General features: G+C 66.4%; 15 protein-coding genes. 5 read left to right on the top strand and 10 right to left on the bottom strand.

Annotated elements, in window-relative coordinates; all coding sequences use genetic code 11:
• Positions 1-5: 5 nt before the first annotated feature.
• The 6 genes from ACFTSF_RS32985 to ACFTSF_RS32960 all read right to left on the bottom strand — a co-directional run bounded on the left by ACFTSF_RS32985 (position 6) and on the right by ACFTSF_RS32960 (position 6,445).
• The gene (locus ACFTSF_RS32985; RefSeq protein ID WP_380158449.1) at positions 6-680 is read right to left on the bottom strand and encodes a PIG-L deacetylase family protein; all 675 of its coding nucleotides are present in this window, start codon (positions 678-680) and stop codon (positions 6-8) included.
• Entirely contained in the window at positions 677-1,498 is an 822-nt protein-coding gene (locus ACFTSF_RS32980) for a carbohydrate ABC transporter permease (protein WP_344160166.1), read from the bottom strand. Before ACFTSF_RS32980 ends, ACFTSF_RS32985 begins: the two co-directional genes overlap by 4 nt.
• On the bottom strand, positions 1,495-2,412 hold the full coding sequence (locus ACFTSF_RS32975; RefSeq protein WP_380158447.1) for a carbohydrate ABC transporter permease: 918 nt from the start codon (positions 2,410-2,412) through the stop codon (positions 1,495-1,497). Before ACFTSF_RS32975 ends, ACFTSF_RS32980 begins: the two co-directional genes overlap by 4 nt.
• Positions 2,413-2,543: 131 nt before the next feature.
• Positions 2,544-3,692: an ABC transporter substrate-binding protein gene (locus tag ACFTSF_RS32970; protein WP_380158445.1), complete on the bottom strand. Its 1,149-nt coding sequence runs from the start codon at positions 3,690-3,692 to the stop codon at positions 2,544-2,546.
• Positions 3,689-5,338 (bottom strand): hypothetical protein, encoded by a 1,650-nt coding sequence (locus ACFTSF_RS32965; RefSeq protein WP_380158443.1) that lies wholly within the window; start codon positions 5,336-5,338, stop codon positions 3,689-3,691. The genes ACFTSF_RS32970 and ACFTSF_RS32965 overlap by 4 nt, the downstream gene beginning before the upstream one ends.
• Positions 5,339-5,428: 90 nt before the next feature.
• The gene (locus tag ACFTSF_RS32960; protein WP_380158441.1) at positions 5,429-6,445 is read right to left on the bottom strand and encodes a LacI family DNA-binding transcriptional regulator; all 1,017 of its coding nucleotides are present in this window, start codon (positions 6,443-6,445) and stop codon (positions 5,429-5,431) included.
• A gap of 121 nt (positions 6,446-6,566) precedes the next feature.
• Here ACFTSF_RS32960 and ACFTSF_RS32955 point away from each other — a divergent pair, with 121 nt between their 5' ends.
• Complete coding sequence (locus ACFTSF_RS32955) at positions 6,567-7,694, top strand: mandelate racemase/muconate lactonizing enzyme family protein (RefSeq protein WP_380158440.1); 1,128 nt, start codon at positions 6,567-6,569, stop codon at positions 7,692-7,694.
• Positions 7,695-7,759: 65 nt separating this feature from the next.
• On the opposite strand, the gene ACFTSF_RS32950 is transcribed toward ACFTSF_RS32955, so the two are convergent.
• Positions 7,760-9,424, bottom strand: coding sequence for a collagen binding domain-containing protein (locus ACFTSF_RS32950; protein ID WP_380158438.1), 1,665 nt, complete (start codon positions 9,422-9,424; stop codon positions 7,760-7,762).
• Between the two features lie 152 nt (positions 9,425-9,576).
• Positions 9,577-9,735, bottom strand: a complete 159-nt coding sequence (locus tag ACFTSF_RS32945) for a hypothetical protein (protein ID WP_380158437.1) — start codon at positions 9,733-9,735, stop codon at positions 9,577-9,579.
• Between the two features lie 32 nt (positions 9,736-9,767).
• On the opposite strand from ACFTSF_RS32945, the gene ACFTSF_RS32940 reads away from it, so the two are divergent.
• The 4 genes from ACFTSF_RS32940 (at position 9,768) to ACFTSF_RS32925 (ending at position 14,442) form a co-directional block, all read left to right on the top strand.
• Positions 9,768-10,799 (top strand): LacI family DNA-binding transcriptional regulator, encoded by a 1,032-nt coding sequence (locus tag ACFTSF_RS32940; RefSeq protein WP_380158436.1) that lies wholly within the window; start codon positions 9,768-9,770, stop codon positions 10,797-10,799.
• 218 nt (positions 10,800-11,017) lie between these two features.
• On the top strand, positions 11,018-11,974 hold the full coding sequence (locus tag ACFTSF_RS32935; RefSeq protein ID WP_380158435.1) for an ABC transporter permease subunit: 957 nt from the start codon (positions 11,018-11,020) through the stop codon (positions 11,972-11,974).
• The gene (locus tag ACFTSF_RS32930; RefSeq protein ID WP_380158434.1) at positions 11,971-12,852 is read left to right on the top strand and encodes a carbohydrate ABC transporter permease; all 882 of its coding nucleotides are present in this window, start codon (positions 11,971-11,973) and stop codon (positions 12,850-12,852) included. The genes ACFTSF_RS32935 and ACFTSF_RS32930 overlap by 4 nt, the downstream gene beginning before the upstream one ends.
• A 27-nt stretch (positions 12,853-12,879) precedes the next feature.
• On the top strand, positions 12,880-14,442 hold the full coding sequence (locus tag ACFTSF_RS32925) for an ABC transporter substrate-binding protein (protein ID WP_380158433.1): 1,563 nt from the start codon (positions 12,880-12,882) through the stop codon (positions 14,440-14,442).
• Here the strand turns inward: ACFTSF_RS32925 and ACFTSF_RS32920 are convergent.
• Together ACFTSF_RS32920 and ACFTSF_RS32915 are read right to left on the bottom strand one after the other, a co-directional pair.
• Positions 14,421-15,140: an alpha/beta fold hydrolase gene (locus ACFTSF_RS32920; protein WP_380158432.1), complete on the bottom strand. Its 720-nt coding sequence runs from the start codon at positions 15,138-15,140 to the stop codon at positions 14,421-14,423. The two genes, ACFTSF_RS32925 and ACFTSF_RS32920, sit on opposite strands and share 22 nt — an antisense overlap.
• The gene (locus ACFTSF_RS32915) at positions 15,137-16,171 is read right to left on the bottom strand and encodes a LacI family DNA-binding transcriptional regulator (protein WP_380158431.1); all 1,035 of its coding nucleotides are present in this window, start codon (positions 16,169-16,171) and stop codon (positions 15,137-15,139) included. The genes ACFTSF_RS32920 and ACFTSF_RS32915 overlap by 4 nt, the downstream gene beginning before the upstream one ends.
• Between the last annotated feature and the right edge of the window lie 35 nt (positions 16,172-16,206).

Below are 16,206 nucleotides of genomic sequence, written 5' to 3'. Positions count from 1 at the left end.
CCTGATCAGCGTCGGACGATCGTGAAGGACTCGGCCAGGCGATCTGGCTGCAGCTGTCCCCTGTCCGCTATCGCAGCACAACGCTTCCGCACCGAGTCGGCCTCCGTGCCTGGCTGACTGATGTGCTGGGCCAGGGCGGCCAGCTTGAGGCCGAACGTGTCGGTGATGTCCACGTAGTGCTGGGGTTCAGGCGGCTCGCTGAACCAGACCTCCGGCACCGGCCAGGTCCCGAGGCCGGCGAGTTCCGGGTGTACGTACGGGTTCAGGGCGTCGGGATAGACCGCGCAAGCCGTCGCTTCACCGACGGCCGCGTGGTCGGGATGATCCGCATCCAGCAGGCGCCAGGTCCGGTCCGGCGAGCTGGTCAGCACGCGCTGCGGCCGTTTGAGCCGGATCGCGCGCGTGATGTCTCGTCGCAGTTCGAGGGTGACTGTGAGTCTGCCGTCCGAGTAGCCGTTCAGGAACTCGACATCGTGGACTCCGACGGCCGCCGCGGCGGCACGCTGCTCGGCCTCCCGCACTTGCTGGATCGTCTCCCTGGGCTCCCCCTGTCCGGCTTCGCCACGGGTGACGACGAGGTACGACACCTCGATTCCCTCCCGGATCCACTGCGCGATCGTGCCCGCGGCATTGAAGTCGACGTCGTCGGGATGGGCGAAGACGGCGAGTGCTCTTGTCATTTCAGCGCTCCAGCGGTCAGGCCGTCGACGATCCGGCGCTGGAAGAGCAGCGCGCCGATCACCAACGGGACGGTGACGGCCACACCGGCCGCCATCTGGGTTCCGAACGGTTGGTCGAACTTGTACTGGCCGGTGAACAGCGCGGTGATCACCGGCGCGGTCCGCATCTTCTGATCGTTCGTCAACGACAACGCGATGATGAACTCGTTCCAGGCCGCGATGAAGGTGATGATTCCGCTCGTGAAAACCCCCGGCATCGCCAGTGGCAGGATGACCGCGCGGAACGCCTGCCACTGACTGCATCCATCCACCTGGGCAGCGTCCTCGAGCTCCGACGGCAACTGCTTGAAGAACGCCGTCAGATTGAACACCGTGAGCGGGAGCCCGAAACTGAGACTCGGCAGCACTAGCGCCTGGTAGGTGTTGATCCAGTCCAGCCCGACGAACAGCTTCAGCAGCGGGATCAGCAACGTGACACCGGGGAACATCGAGGTGGCGACGATGATCGCCAGTACGACGTTCTTGAACCGGAACTCGACCCGGGCGATGACGTAGGCCGTGGTGATACCGATCGCCAGCGTGAGCAGAGTCGTCGTACCGGCGACGATCAGGCTGTTGAGCAGCGCCCGCCCGAAGCCGTTGCGCTCCGCGAACGCAGCCGCGAGGTTCTGGAACGACACCGGCAACGGGAACGGCGTCGTCGCGAACTGGTCGGCCGGGTGCCGCAGCGCGCTGACGATCATCCAGTAGAAGGGGACCAGGCAGAACAGCACGATCAACGCGGACCCGATGTCGGCAAGCTGGAGACGTTTGGTCATCGGCGCTCCTTCAGCCCGCGCCCGATCAGGTCGGCGCCGAGCAGTTTGACGAACACGAACGCGATCAGCGCGATGTAGAGGAAGAGAACAGTCGAGTACGCCGCCGCCGGCCCGTACCGAACGTTCGACATCTCGTACTGCGCGAGCGTCGACAGCGTCTCCACCGAGTGTTTGTGCGCACCGACCAGGACGAATGGCAGGTCGAACATCTTCAGTGCGTCGAGGATGCGGAAGAGGACCGCGACGACCAGCGTCGGTTTCACCAGCGGCAGCGTGATGCGCCAGAAGGTCGCCCAGCTCCCGGCGCGGTCCATCTTCGCGGCCTCGTAGACCTCCTTCGGGACAACCTGCAGGCCGGCCAGTACTAGCAAGCCGATGAACGGGGCGGTCTTCCAGATGTCGGCGATCAGTACCGCGGTGAACGGCGCCGACAGGAACCCGAGCATCGTCGAATCGTCCGCGGTCCAGACCACGTCAGTCCGCAGTACGGCGTTGGCGATGCCGTCACTCTCGAAGACCCATCGCCACAGCAGTCCGGAGATCGCCGTCGGGATCGCCCACGGAACCAGGACGCTGACCCGGACCAGCGCCTGGGTCCGGATCGCACGATTCATGACCAGTGCCATCGCGACGCCGAGTGCCATCTCGGCGACCACCCCGACGACGGTGAACAGCGTCGTGTTCCAGAAGGCGTTGCGAAACGCCTCACTGGACTCACCGGTGAAGATGCCCGCGAAGTTGCCGAGCCCGATCGACTCCGTTCGTTCGAGCATCCCGGTCTGCGGGTTGACGCGATCGGCGACTTCGACGAAGGCCAGCCGGATCGCCGCCACCACCGGGTATCCGACCACCAGGGCAAGGGTGAGCAGGGTCGGTGACAGCATCAGCGCGGTCGACCAGCCAGGACGTTTCACCGGTTGACGATCTCGGTCAGGCGCTGCTGCAGGTCGGCCAGCGCCTGCTCGGACGACTTCTTGCCGGTCAGCGCGCTGCTCATCTCCTCCTGGATCGCCGCCGTACCGTCGCCGTACCGGACGATCGACGGTCACGGAGCGGCGTTGACGAGACCCGCCTTGAGCATCGGCAGGAAGGCGAACTGCTTGACGAGCTCAGGGTCGTCGTACAGGGCCGTGTACGACGGCGATTGCGACGACTGCACCATCAACTGCTTGGCGGTCGGCTGGCCGGTCATCCACTGGATGAACGCCAGGGCCGTCGCCTTGTTCTTCGTGTACTTGCTGATCGCCAGGTTGTTGGCGCCGATCGTGCCCTTGCCCGGTCCGTCCAGGCCCGGAATCGGGGCGACTCCGAACTTGCCCGCGACCTTGCTGGAGCCGTCGGTCCGGTTGGCGAGCGTGTAGACGTACGACCAGTTGCGGTGGAAGAGCAGCTTGCCTTCCTGGAACGCCCGGCGGCCGCCCTCCTCATCCCACGTGATCGCGGCCTTCGGGATGTGCCCGGACGCGAACCCCTGGACGAGGAAGTCCAGGCCCCGCTTGGCCTCACTGGTGGCAAGGTTCGGCTTGCCGTCCGGCCCGACCACCGAACCGCCGGCGGAGTTGATCGCCTCCGAGGCGTTGACCGTCAGTCCTTCGTACTTGTTGAACTGACCGCCGTAGCAGTCCACACCCTTTGCCTCCGGCAACTTCAGGACCTTGTCGCAGGCAACCGTCAGCTCGGCCCAGGTCTTAGGCGGTTGTACGCCGGCCTTGGCCAGCAGGTCGGTGCGGAAGTAGAGCAGTCCCGTGCCACCACCCCACGGAGCTGCGTACATCTTGTCGAAGTACTTCACTCCCGCGACCAGCGACGGAATCATCTGCGAGAGCTGGAACTCACTCTGCGGCAGCTCGTCGACCCAGCCGTTCGCCGCGAACTCCGCGGTCCACACGACGTCGAGCGCAACTACGCCGTACGAGGCCGACTTCGTCTGGGCGTTCTGGATCAGCTGTTGACGCTGACCGTCGGCCTGGGCAGGAAGCTCGACGAGCGTGACCTTCTCGTCCGCGTGCTCCGCGTTCCACTTGTCCAGCAGGCCCTGCAGCACGCCGCTGGAGTCCTTGCCGGTGACGAACGTGATCGGGCCCTTGCCTTCCAGGGCGCTGGTTGTGGAGTGGACGACGGGCTTGGCGTCCGCGGTGCATCCGGTCACGGCAAGGGCTGCGGCGACCAGCAGCGCACAGCTGCGGTACTTCATGGCAGAACCTCCAGGGTCGCTCCGCCGGCCAGTTGGTGGCCGCGGATGTCGATAACTGAGAGTTGGTAGGTGCCAGGACGATCCAGCGCGACGAGCGCGTCGAAGCGCTCGAGTCGCCCATGTCCGACGCCCAGAGTCGTCGTCGAGACGATCGCGCCGCTGGCATTGGTGATCCGGAGCCGTACAGGTCCAGCGGCTGCGACGCCTGTGCCGACATCCACGCTTCGTTTCGCCTTCACCTGTGGATGCGAGACCTGCGTGACCTGCTGCCCGGTGGCGAGCCAGCGGGGAGCCGTCTCGATGGTTCGGCCGTCGTCGGTGTACAGGACCAACTGAGCCAATGCCGTGCGGCCGGCAGTCGGCGGCGGATAGCTGAGCGGCAACTGATTGCCACTAGCAACTTGTATGCCGTCGAGATAGAGCTCGGCTCGCCGTACAGCTTTTGGCAGCTTGTCGACTGTTGCCGCGCCGGCTGCGAGCCGGAGGGCAGGTCGACGTTCCGAGGTCGCTGCGCCGGTCAGCTGCGCGAGTTCGCCGTACGTGCGGGTCGGCTTGTCCGGATACTCCAGCAATGTCCACCCGTGCCACTCGTCGTCCGGCTTCGTCTCGGACCACACGAACCAGGCCAGGCCGGAGATGTACGAACGCTGTGCAGCTAGCTCATAGGTACGGCGAAGGTAGTACGCGCGGCGGTCGTCCGGGACCAGCCCCATCCAGGTCTGGATCGCCGAGTACGAGAACTCCCCCAGATAGATCTTCTTGTGGGCATCGCCCTGGCGGACCATCTCGGAGCGGAGCCGATCGATGCCGAGGAAGTTGTCGTCGAACTCACCACCGGCCGCGTTCTCACGCACCTTCGCCGGATCGTGATTGTCGGGATGCCGGTCGTCGGTGTACGGATGCGCACCCATCACATCGAAGAAATCATCGTTGCCCGCGGCATCGGGGTACGTGCGAAGTGCGGCGTACACGTTTCGGACGAAGCCGGGGTCGGTTCGCGTGGTGCCGCCGAAGATCACGTCAGTGGCCGGGTCCTGCGCTTTCACAGCGAGATAGCCCGTGCGCAGCAGCTTCGCGTAGTCCGCGGGATCTTCGACCGGCTGGTAGAAGTCGCGCCAGTTCTCCTCGTTCCAGATCTCGTAGCTCTCCACCTGGCCTCGGTAGCGAGCGGCGAGGGTCTGGACGAAGTTTTGGAACTCCTGGAGTTCGGCGGCAGTCCGGGTCGGTGGGTACCAGATCCGCCGGCCGTAGTCCGGCACTGTCTCGACCAGATCCGGGTGCACCCAGTCGGGCGTCGAGTTGATGTGTACGGCGGTGCTGATGCCGCGCTGATCCGCTTTCGCGAAATAGGCATCTAGTACCGAGTAGTCGCAGGAATCACGACGCGGGCAGAGACCGGTCCAGGACGCGACGACCTGCGCACGCCGTACGCCGGCTTCGGCCATCTTGTCCAATGACGCGTCGAGGTTGGCGGCCGCCGGATAAACGAAGGCCACCGCGATGTCGCGAACCCGCTCGGACGACACCGGCTGGTCGCGCCGGGGCTGGGGCAGAACGAGGTTTGCTGCTTCCGTCGGCTGCGCGGCCGTCACCGGGCCGATGGCCAGGGACAACGCGAGCATGACGAACTGAACCTGATGAGGCATGAGGGCATCACTTTCCGCGCACCCCGTTTGCGCATGAGGGCAGGCCGATCTGCCACGCGCCGAGGGCGCGTGGTGATCGGAGTGGTGTGATCAGTCCTGGGTTGGCAGCGGCCGAGCCGGCCAGTGGACCTTGGCGGTCGCAGGTCCGGTGGAACCCCGGACAATGAGCTGGGTGTCGACCTCGATCGGCCCGGTGTCCGCCTTGTCCCTGGACTGCAGGATGCTCAGCAGCAGGTCGACCGCGAGCGAGCCGATCTCTTCGACGGGGATGCGCACGGTGGTGAGCTGCGGACGAGTCAGGGTGGCGACGAACGTGTCGTCGACGCCCACGACGCTGATGTCGTCGGGGATGGACAGCCCGCGGTTGACCAACTGGAGCATCAGCCCGATGGCGGTCAGGTCGTTGTTGGCGATCGCCGCGGTGACGCCATGTGCGGCGACGATGTCGGCCGCCTGCACACCGCCTTCGACAGACTGGGCGAACGGACCGACCTCGACGAGTTCCATACCGAGCGACTTACAGGTACGCCGTACTGCGGCTCGCCGGTGCTGGTTGGACCACACGCTGCGCGGTGCGTTGACGTAGGCGCAGCGCGTGTGGCCTAGCGCATACAGGTGTTCGACGGCTTGCCGCATCCCGTCCTCACTCGAAGCGACGACAGTCGGTAGACCACCGGCGCTGCGGTTGACGAGCACTGTCGGCACCCTGCTCGCGACCTCGACCAGCGTCTCGCTCGGAAGCCGGGACGACCAGAAGATCAGCCCGTCGACCTGCCTGGACATCTCGGCAACTGCCTCGGCCTCTTCACCGGCATGCGCGTCGCTGTCGGCCAGCGAGACTCCGTAGTTGCGGGACCGCGCACGTCGCTGCACGGCCTTGATCATCGGTGGGAAGAACGGGTTGACGATGTCCGGCACGATCAGCCCGATCGAACCGGTGCGCGTCGACCGCGGGATCGGATCCGGGATGTAGCCCAGGCGCTCCGCGACCTCCAGCACATGCGTGCGCGTCGCGGCATTCACCCGATCGGGCATGCCGAACGTCCGCGACACCGTTGCCTTGGACACCCCAGCCTCGACTGCGACATCCGCGATGGTCACCGCCATACCGACCTCCTCTTGCCCCAGAGCCTGCACCGGCGCTGGCAGCGAGTCAAGAGCATTCCGGAAACTCTTGGCAAAGTTGCTGCAACACGACAGACTAGTTGCACCGCTCGAGGAGGCTGAGTTGCAGATCGCAGACGCATGGCTGACCGCGATCCCCGGTCGGGGGCAGGACATGCTGCTCGTCGTCGTGGAGACGGACGACGGCCTGAAGGGTCTGGGCGAGGTCGGCGTTCGTACGTCGTCGGCCGTCTCCCGAGCCACCTTGGGGCACTTGTACGAGGTGCTCATCGGTACCGACGCGAGCCGGATCGAACACCTGTGGCAGGTGCTGAGCCGTGGCGACTTCTTCCCCGCCGACCGCTCCGCCGCGGCAGTGATCTCGGCGATCGACATCGCCTTGTGGGACCTCCGCGCCAAGGCGTTCGGCGTACCGCTACACGAACTCATCGGCGGCCGGGTTCGCGACCACGTCACCTGCTACACCCACGTTCATCCCGAGGGACACGACACGGACGCGGTCGTGGCCGGCGCCCGCCGGCTCGTCGAGGAGGGCTGGCGTCACCTCCGGCTCGTGGTCCCGACAGCCGGCGACGTACTGGAGCCGCGGCAGGCAATGCGAGTCGCGATCGACCAGTTCCACGCCGTCCGCGATGCCGTCGGCAACGACATCGAACTGATCATCGACGCCCACACCCGACTCGATCCGCCCGAGGCCGTCACGCTGTGCCGTGAGATCGAGTCGGCCCGCCCATACTTCGTCGAAGACGCCGTTCGCTCCGAGGACCTCGAGGCCTACCGCATGCTGCGCTGGCGCACCGGCGTACCCCTCGCGGCCGGCGAACAGCTCACCTCCAAATGGCAGTTCCGCCCCCTGATCGAAGCCGACCTGATCGACTACGCCCGCATCGACCTAGGCATCGCCGGCGGTCTCACCGAAGCCCGCAAAATCGCCGCCATGGCCGAGGCCCACCACATCAAGATCGCCACCCACAACCCCCTGGGCCCGGTCTCCACCGCCGCCGCCATGCACTTCAACCTCGCCTGCACAAACTTCGGCATCCAAGAAATGCCACCAACCCCAGCCCACAAGGCCATCAACCACCCACACTCCCTGACCCAAGGCACCCTGACCGCCCCCCGCCTCCCCGGCCTCGGCGTAGAACTCACCCCCACCAAAACCGAAACACCCGGCACACCAGCCCGAACCCCCCAACTAAGACGCCTCGACGGCTCCTTCACCAACTGGTAGCCGGGGGTGCTCGGCAGGAACCCGCCGGTCGGGGGTCTGGCCGGCGGGTTCGGGGTGCCCGGGGTTTACGGGTCGATGTCGATTGTGCAGGTGTAGATGCCGGGCTTCAGGTCGGAGGCGGTGGCGGAGCCGTCTCCAGTGCTACCGGTGGAGCCGGTGGCCACCTGGCCGTTCGGGCCGGTGCAGACGATCGTGGACGCCGTACCGCCGTCGATCTGGGAGTCGACGGAGACCGACAGGTTGGTGAGCGGGGTGTTGCCGAAGGCGACCGTTTCGCCGACGTACGGCGTTGCTCCGCAGGCGGCCTTGTTGTTGACGGCAACGGTCTTGGCTGTTGCGCCGTCGGCGGTGTAGCCGGCGGGTACTGTCTCGGTCACCGAGTAGTTCCCGAAGAGCAGGTTGCCGAAGCAGACCTGTCCGTTCGCGTCGGTGACTCCCGTTGTGCCTCCGGTGAGGGTGAAGGTGACGCCGGACTGCGGGTGGTTGCCGGAGCCGGACGCCGCGTGTTTGCGGGTCTTGGTGACCAGGATCGCGCCGCGCTGCCGCGGGTCGACGAAGGTCAGCGTGACCGGGGTTGTCACGCCGCCGACTACCGTGGCGTGCTGGTCGGCTGCGGTGTCGTGGCCGGGCGGAGTGACTGTCTCGACGACCCAGTACTCACCGGCGAGCACGCTGCCGATCGTGCAGGTTCCGTCGGCGATGGTGGTGCACTTCTGGGTTGTGATGGTGTCCTCGGCGCCGCGGGTGCCGCCGATCGGTGCGTTGTCCTTGTAGAGCGTGAACTCGGCACCAGCCAGCGGGGCGTTCAGGTCGTCGGTCTTGACGATCCGCACGGAACCGCAGTTGGTGATGTTCACCGGGGTCGGCGGCACGAAGTCCTTCAGCGCCGAGGAGAAGGTGTCGGCCGAGCGGCTCTTCAGGTAGGCGGAACCGAAGGCGAAGCAACTGCCGGGCGGGAACAGTGCGGAGAGTCGCAACTGGGCCTCGCCGAAGGTGCGCGGGTCCAGACTGCCGAGACCGTCGGCGTCCGCGGCTGCGATCAGGCTGGAGTTGATCGATCCGGCCGCGTCGCTGCCGCCGATCAGCGTCTTCTTGCCCCAGCACGGCAGCGTATTCGACGCCTCACAGTCCGCCTTGGTCCCGGACGTCACCCACCTGGAGATGGAGATCGTCGGGTTGACACCACCGTTGGACAGGTCGTACTGGATCAGCAGGTCGTTGGCCGACCGGACGGGCGTCACCCCGTTGCCGGACGCGGTCTGGCTCTGGTTGAACTCGAAGTCCATGTTCGTCGTACCGGACGGGTCCTGGACCCGCGACCAGAACAGGTTCAGGAAGCCGGCCGAGCCGGTGCCTTCCTGGTGGACCCCGAAGAACTTCAGGTCGCTCTTGTTCGGCGGAACGCCACCGTCGACGACCGACGGTACGGCGGTGTCCTCCTTGCTGCCGTTGCCGAACGACTCGTCGTTCTGGCCACTGGGTGAGTCCTGCTTGCGGATCTCGCTGACGCTCGCCCAGTCGATCGACGGGCTCGGGTCGTCCTGTTTGAGGTTGGCGTTGGTGTCGATCTCGAAGTTACTGCCTGCCAGGCTGACCTCCGGGTGCGATGCCACGGCCGGAACGGCCGCGAGCAACCCGCTGAACACCAGCACCGCACCGGCGCCGAGCGCAACCGCGCGTCGCGTCGGGCCCTGTCCGGCACGCACGCCGGACCCATGCGATTGGAACATCTCTCCCCCTCAGGAGATCGGGTCGCCGGTCCAGACCGGACCGGCCCACGTCTCCGAGGCGCCGGGAACCGGCGCGCTCAACCCCAGTGCGTACAGCGCGACCCCCACGCCCCCAGCTATGGATCCGCGACACCTGGATCCGCGCTAAGACGCTACGCCCGCCAGCCCTGGATCTCATCACCCGGCAGCCGATAACTTTCCGCCGCACCCTCGACACGTCCAGCAATCTCGAAGAAGGCGAAGTCGGCGGGCAGGTGTCCGACGCGGTGGAATCCCGGCAGGATCGGGTTCCGTAGAGTTGCGTTGGTCATTTCGTCCTTGCTGTCGATCAGAGGTGGAACACGTGGCCGAGGGGGTCCGCTCCGGGCCGACGATGGCGGTCGTCGCGCGGATGGCCGGCGTCTCGGTACCGACGGTGAGCAAGGTCATCAACGGGCGCGGCGGAGTCGCCACAGCGACCCGGGAGCGTGTCACGACAGCGCTCCGGGAGGTCGGCTACCTCCGGGAACCCAGTACGCCGGCCGCTCAGCGCGGCGCCGCACGACTCGTGGACGTCGTCATGCACGGCCTGCGCAGCACCTACGCGGCCCATGTGCTCAGCGGGATCGAGGCCGCGGCCCGCGAGACCGGTCTCGACGTTGTCGTCACCGCCTCGGAGGCCGAACTGCACCGGCGCGAGACGCCCGGTGGTGGCTGGCTCGACCACTTGATCGACCGCGGTACCGGCGGTGTCCTGCTCGTCCTCGTGGAGACGACCTCCGCACAGCACGAGTGGCTCACCCACTTCGGCATCCCGTGCGTCATCGTCGACCCGATCACCAGCCCGCCCGACGGCGTACCGACAGTTGCTTCGAGCAACGAACGAGGCGGGTACGACGCCACCCGCCACCTGCTCGAACTGGGCCACCGACGGATAGCCCACATCGGCGGAAGCGAACCGAAACTGTGTTCCCGCGCACGGCTCAGCGGCTACCGATCCGCGCTGGCGGAGGCCAACATCGTCGTACCGCCGGACTATGTGCTCGATGGCAACTTCCAGGAAGCTGACGCGTTCGCCGCGATGGATCGGTTGCTGGCGCTGGCCGATCCGCCCACCGCCGTCTTCGCCGCGTCCGATCTGATGGCGATCGGTGCCGGCCGCGCGATCCGCGCCCGCGGTCTCGAGGTCGGCCGGGACATCAGCCTTGTCGGCTTCGACGACGTCGACGAGGCCCGGGTGACGGTTCCGGCGTTGACCACAGTCCGGCAACCGCTGGTCGAGATGGGCCGAACCGGACTGGACCTCCTCGCTCGCCTGATGCGCGGCGAGTTGGTCGGCGACCGCGTCGAGCTGCCGACCGAGCTCGTCATTCGCGACTCGACGAGCTCTCACTAACCCTCCTCGGGGTCCGGAATCCAGCCATACTTGACGGGATAACGTTTGCCTGTCCAGGACGCTAAATCGCACCATCGCCCCGGTCAAGACACTGAGACCGATGGAAACTTTCGCTCCGGGCAGCCGGCAACGGTTCGATCGCGAGGACTTGTCAACGCCGTTTCGCACTTGTACGTTGCGGGAAAGCGTTTGCCTATCAACCCCTTGAAGGAGGTCTCGTGCTCCACCGAGCGTCCGAGCAGAAGACCCGGAGGTCTCGCGACCAGGCCGGCAACCGGCAGCGGATCGCGTTGTTGATCCTCGCGGTTCCGGCGGTCGTGTTCTTCGTCGTGTTCTGCTATGCCCCGATGGCCGGCCTGGTGGTGGCCTTCAAGGACTTCGACGTCAACCTCGGCATCTTCGGCAGCCCCTGGTCCGGACTGGACAACTTCCGGTACTTCTTCAGCTCCGGAGACGCACCGCGGATCCTGGCGAACACGCTGTTCCTGAACATCCTGTTCCTGGCCGCGACCCTGCTGGCCGGCATCACCTTGGCCGTGATGCTCAACGAGGTCCGGCACAAGCTTTTCAAGCGATCCGTCCAGTCGGTGATCTTCTTCCCGTACTTCGTCTCGCCGATCGTGATCAGCATCATCCTGCAGGTCCTGCTCGCCGGGGTCGGTGGCTCCGGCGGCGCGGCCAACGACCTGCTCAAGGTGTTCGATCTGCCGTCGGTGAGCTGGTACACCGAGCCCGGTCCGTGGCCTTGGATCCTCACCCTGGTGAAGATCTGGCAGCTGGGCGGTTACCTCAGCATCATCTTCCTGGCGGCGATCACCGCGATCCCCGAGGAGGTGTACGAGGCCGGGATGATGGACGGCGCCTCCCGCGCCCAGATGGCGTTGCGGATCACCGTCCCGCTGCTGCGCCCCACCGCCGCCGTACTGCTGGTGCTCGGTATCGGCCGGATCTTCTACGGCGACTTCGGCACCATCTACGCGATCGTCGGCGACAACGGGACCTTGTTCCCGACCACCGATGTGATCGACACCTATGTCTTCCGCTCGCTGCGCCAAGCCGGCGACTTCGGCACCACCGCCGCGATCGGGCTGTTCCAGTCCGTCGTCGGATTCGTTCTGGTCGTCGCCGCCGTCCTGGTCCAGCGTCGCTACGCCAAAGAGACGAGCATCCTGTGACCAGCACCGCCGTACGACAGCGCTCGATCGAACCGTTCACCGTGGTCAGCGTGATCGGCGTGACCATCTTCGCGATCGTCTGCCTGATCCCGTTCTGGATGATCATCGCGGGCTCGTTCACCGCGGAGTCCAAACTCTCGGTCAGCGGCTACAGCCTGTTCCCCAAGCCGTTCTCGCTCGATGCCTACCAGACGATCTTCACCGGACCGGCGGTGCTCAGCGCCTATCGGACGAGCGCCTTCATCACCGTCGTCGGGACCGCTCTCTCGCTCGCGGCGACCTCCGGCATCGCGTGGGTGATCGCGCGCCGGTTGCCGTATCTCAGCAAGCCGCTGGCGATCTTCACCTACATCCCGATGCTATTCACCGGTGGACTCGTCCCGCTGTACCTGCTCGTCACCCAGTACCTGAAACTGCAGAACAGTTTGTTCGCGGTGATCCTGCCGCTGGTCGTCGCGCCGTTCTTGGTGTTCATCCAGGTCAGCTTCTTCCGGCAGTTGCCCGAAGAGATCCTCGAGTCCGCCCGGGTGGACGGTGCGAGCGAGTTGCGGATCTTCTTCCAGATCGCACTGCCGCTGTCGAAGCCGATCCTCGCAGTGGTCGGGCTGTTCTACGCCGTCACGTACTGGAACGAATGGTTCCACGCACTCCTGTTCATCTCCGACGCGGACAAGTACCCGCTGCAGCTGCTGTTGCAGAACCTCATCTCCAGTGTCACGAACGCGGCCACCCTGCCGCAGACCACCGCCCAGGCTGCCCCGGTCTACCAGATCCGGTTGGCGCTGACCGCCGTCACCATCGGCCCGATCCTCCTCGCCTACCCGTTCGCCCAGCGCTACTTCGTCAAAGGCCTCACCCTCGGCGCCACCAAAGGCTGACCGAGCATTCCCGAAGCAGGAGCACACATGTCCGCACCACATCTCATGTCCCGTCGCGCCCTCCTCGGCGCTACCGGCGGCGCTTCGTTGGCAGCGCTGTTCGGCCTCTCCGCGTGTGGCGATGGCGCCGGCCAGACCGCCGGCGGCGCCGCGAAGAATCAGAAGCTGCTGCTGCCCGGTGCCGTGCCGGACGGCTGGGACGGCGTACTGGCCGCCGTCAACAAGAAGCTGCAGGACGAGCTGGGTTTCACGATCTCGCCGCAGTTCATCAACTGGAACAACTACGGCAACCAGGCACTGCTGAAGTTCACCGCCGGTGAGAACTTCGACACCGCCCTGCAGGCGCGCTGGCTGAACATGTCCCAACTGGCCGGCAGCGGATCGCTCGTCGACGTCGCTCCGCTGATCGACAAGTACCCCAACCTGAAGAAGACGCTGAACGAGAAGCTGCTGCAGCTGAACAAGTGGAACGGCAAGCTGTGGGGTATCCCGCAGGTCAACAGCGCCGGCCGCATCCATCACTTCGCCATCCGGCAGGACCTGGCCGACAAGTACGGGGGCGGCCAGATCGAGGACTACGCGGCGCTCGAGAAGTTCTGGTACGACGTCAAGCAGCGCGACTCGCGAATCGTCCCGATCGCGCTCAGCCAGAACCAGTCGAACCTGACCTGTGTTCCCGGGCCGGTGGCGATGTTCAACGCGCACGCGTGGGAGAACCCGAACCGGATCGGACAGAGCTTCAGCGGCAACTCGATGCCGTTCTTCCTGGCTGCGGACGCGAAGTCGACCGGCAGTTCCCGGCCGATCCCGTTCTGGGACGAGCCCGGAGTCGTCGACGCACTGCGCACCATCCGGAAGTACTACCAGGACGGGATCATCAACCGCGACGCGCTCAACGCCGACGCCGCGACCAGCAAGGGGCTGTTCACCAACGGTCAGACGGCCAGTGCGTGGGCGACCACGGACGGTCTGTCGACCACGGGCTTGCTGCCCGGCCTGCTCAAGGCGGTCAAGTCGGCTGCGATGGCGAACGTCGTACCGCTGAAGGGTGGCAAGGCCAGCAAGCCGAACCAGACCTTCCAGTCCGACAACTTCACCGTGCTGAACGCGAAAGGCGCGAGCAACGAGCACGCGTTGCAGCTCCAGGACTGGTTGTCGATCAAGGCGAACCACGACCTGCTCTCGTACGGCGTCGAAGGCAAGGACTGGAAGCCCGTCGGCGACGACAAGTTCGAGCAACTGAGCACGTACGCGTTCCCGGGGTTCGCGCTGTGCTGGCGGACCTCGCTGGAGCGGCGGTCGGCCAAGATGACCCAGTCCGAGGCCGACTGGTTCAGCTGGGCGCAGGACTACGACAACTTCACGGTGGACACGTTCGCCGGTTTCATCCCCGATGTCACTCCGGTGAAGCGCGAGGACACCCAGATCTCGCAGGCCTTCACGCAGTTCGGGAACCCGCTGTTCTTCGGCGCGGTGGACGTCGACGCCGGTCTGGACAAGCTGAAGAAGGCCGTGTCAGCGGCCGGCCTGGACAAGGTGCTGGCCGAGATGGAGAAGCAGGCCAACGCCTATCTCGCGGCCAGCCGCTGATGCCAGTCGGCGAGCAGCTTCGCGAACCGGTCGGGGTGCTCCTGGTGCAGATAGTGCGTGGTGCCGGGCCAGACCTCGATCGCGGAGCCCGCTGGCCAGGTGAGTGTGCGCGCGAAGTCTGCGGCGTACTCGTTGGAGTAGAGGCTGAGGCAGGGTGTGCTCAGCCCTGCCAGGAAGGTTCTGGTCGCCGGGCGGGCACCGACGCTGCCCGGCGCCAGATACATCGACTCGTAGAGGTCGGCCAGGACCGGGCCCGGCGTGCGCGCCATCTGGGCCCGAACCTCGTCGTACAGGGCGTTGCCCGCCAGCGCTCGCTCGACGAATTCGACACCCGCTGCGGTGCCCCGGTGCCGCAGCTCCGCCAGTACGCCGGGACTTCCCGCCATCTCGGCGTCATCGGCGCCGTACGCCGGGTCGATGACGCCGATCGCCCGCACCAGCTCGGGATTCCGCACGGCGAGCCGGGCGACGATCTGTCCACCCATCGAGTGGCCGACGGCAACAATCGGTCCGCCGTCGACCACCAGTTCATCCACCACCTTGTCGATCGTCAGACCGTCGTCCGCCGCCATCTCGCCATGACCCGGCAGATTCGGCACCAGCACGTCGGCCCAGGGCTCGACCAGCTTGGCGATGTCATCCCATGACCGGCGATCCGCTCCCCAGCCGTGCACGAACAGCAGCCGTGCCCTGGTCATCGGCGGCGGCCCTTCCGGGCGGCCGCAGTGGACTCCCGGATGACCAGGGACGGCGTCGCGACGGACGTCGGTACGCCGCGATCACCAGCCAGGATGCGGGCGAGCGCTTCGAAGGCGCGGGCGCCCAGGTCGTTGAAATCCTGGTACACCGTGGTGAGCGCCGGTCGCAGCATCTCGACGTACGGCTGATCGTCGAAGCCTGCGACCGACACGTCCTCGGGCACCCGGACGCCGCTGTCGAACAGTCCCCGCAGGACACCGACGGCGATCTCGTCGCTGCCGCAGAACACCGCCGTCACCTCGCGCTGCGTGGCGATCTGTTGTCCCCAGGCATAGCCGCTGCGCGGATCGAAGGTGGCATGCATGATCTCGGGGACAGTTGCCCCCGCTGCCTTCAGCGCAACGCGCCAGCCCTCGGTCCGGCCGGAGTGCTTGCCCATCGTCGGACCGGCGAGGTGATGCACGGTCTTGTGACCGAGACCCAGCAGGTACGACGTCACCTCGCGACCGCCCGCGCGCTCGTCGATCAACGCGTAGGCCCGCGGACCGGTACGGCGGGATCCGCCACCGGCGACGACGGTCGGAACCGTGGCCGGCATCGCCTCGATCACGGCGAGCCCGGGCCGGTCGAACTCGAGCACGATCGTGCCGGCCACCGGTTGCACCAGCACCTGGTCGATCGTTGCCGACACCACCTCGGGGTCGGCGGCATCGATGACCGTGATCCCGATGTCCATCGACGCCTTCCGGGCGGCCTGCTCGATCCCTTCGATCGTGCGCGCGTAGCCGTAGCCCGACGTCGCTCCGGCGATGACCGAGACCAGCGACCGCCGTCCCGAGACCAGCATCCGGGCCGCGCCGTTGGGCCGATAGCCGGTCTTCTCGACAGCACGCCGTACCCGCGCCGCCACCTCCGCACTGACCGGCTTGGATCCGGTCAGCACCCGCGAAACCGTCGGTACCGATACCTCCGCAAGCCGTGCCACGTCGCTCAGAACGGGTGCGCGCTTGCTCCGCGAAGTTGTTGCCATACAGGGATGATAGCGATTTCCCCGGACCCGCCTGC

Origin of the sequence: Kribbella sp. NPDC056951 (assembly GCF_042674205.1) — a bacterium.
Classification (GTDB): Bacteria; Actinomycetota; Actinomycetes; order Propionibacteriales; family Kribbellaceae; genus Kribbella; species Kribbella yunnanensis.
Note: the sequence above shows the minus strand (reverse complement) of the source record. Positions and strands in the feature narration are given on the sequence as shown.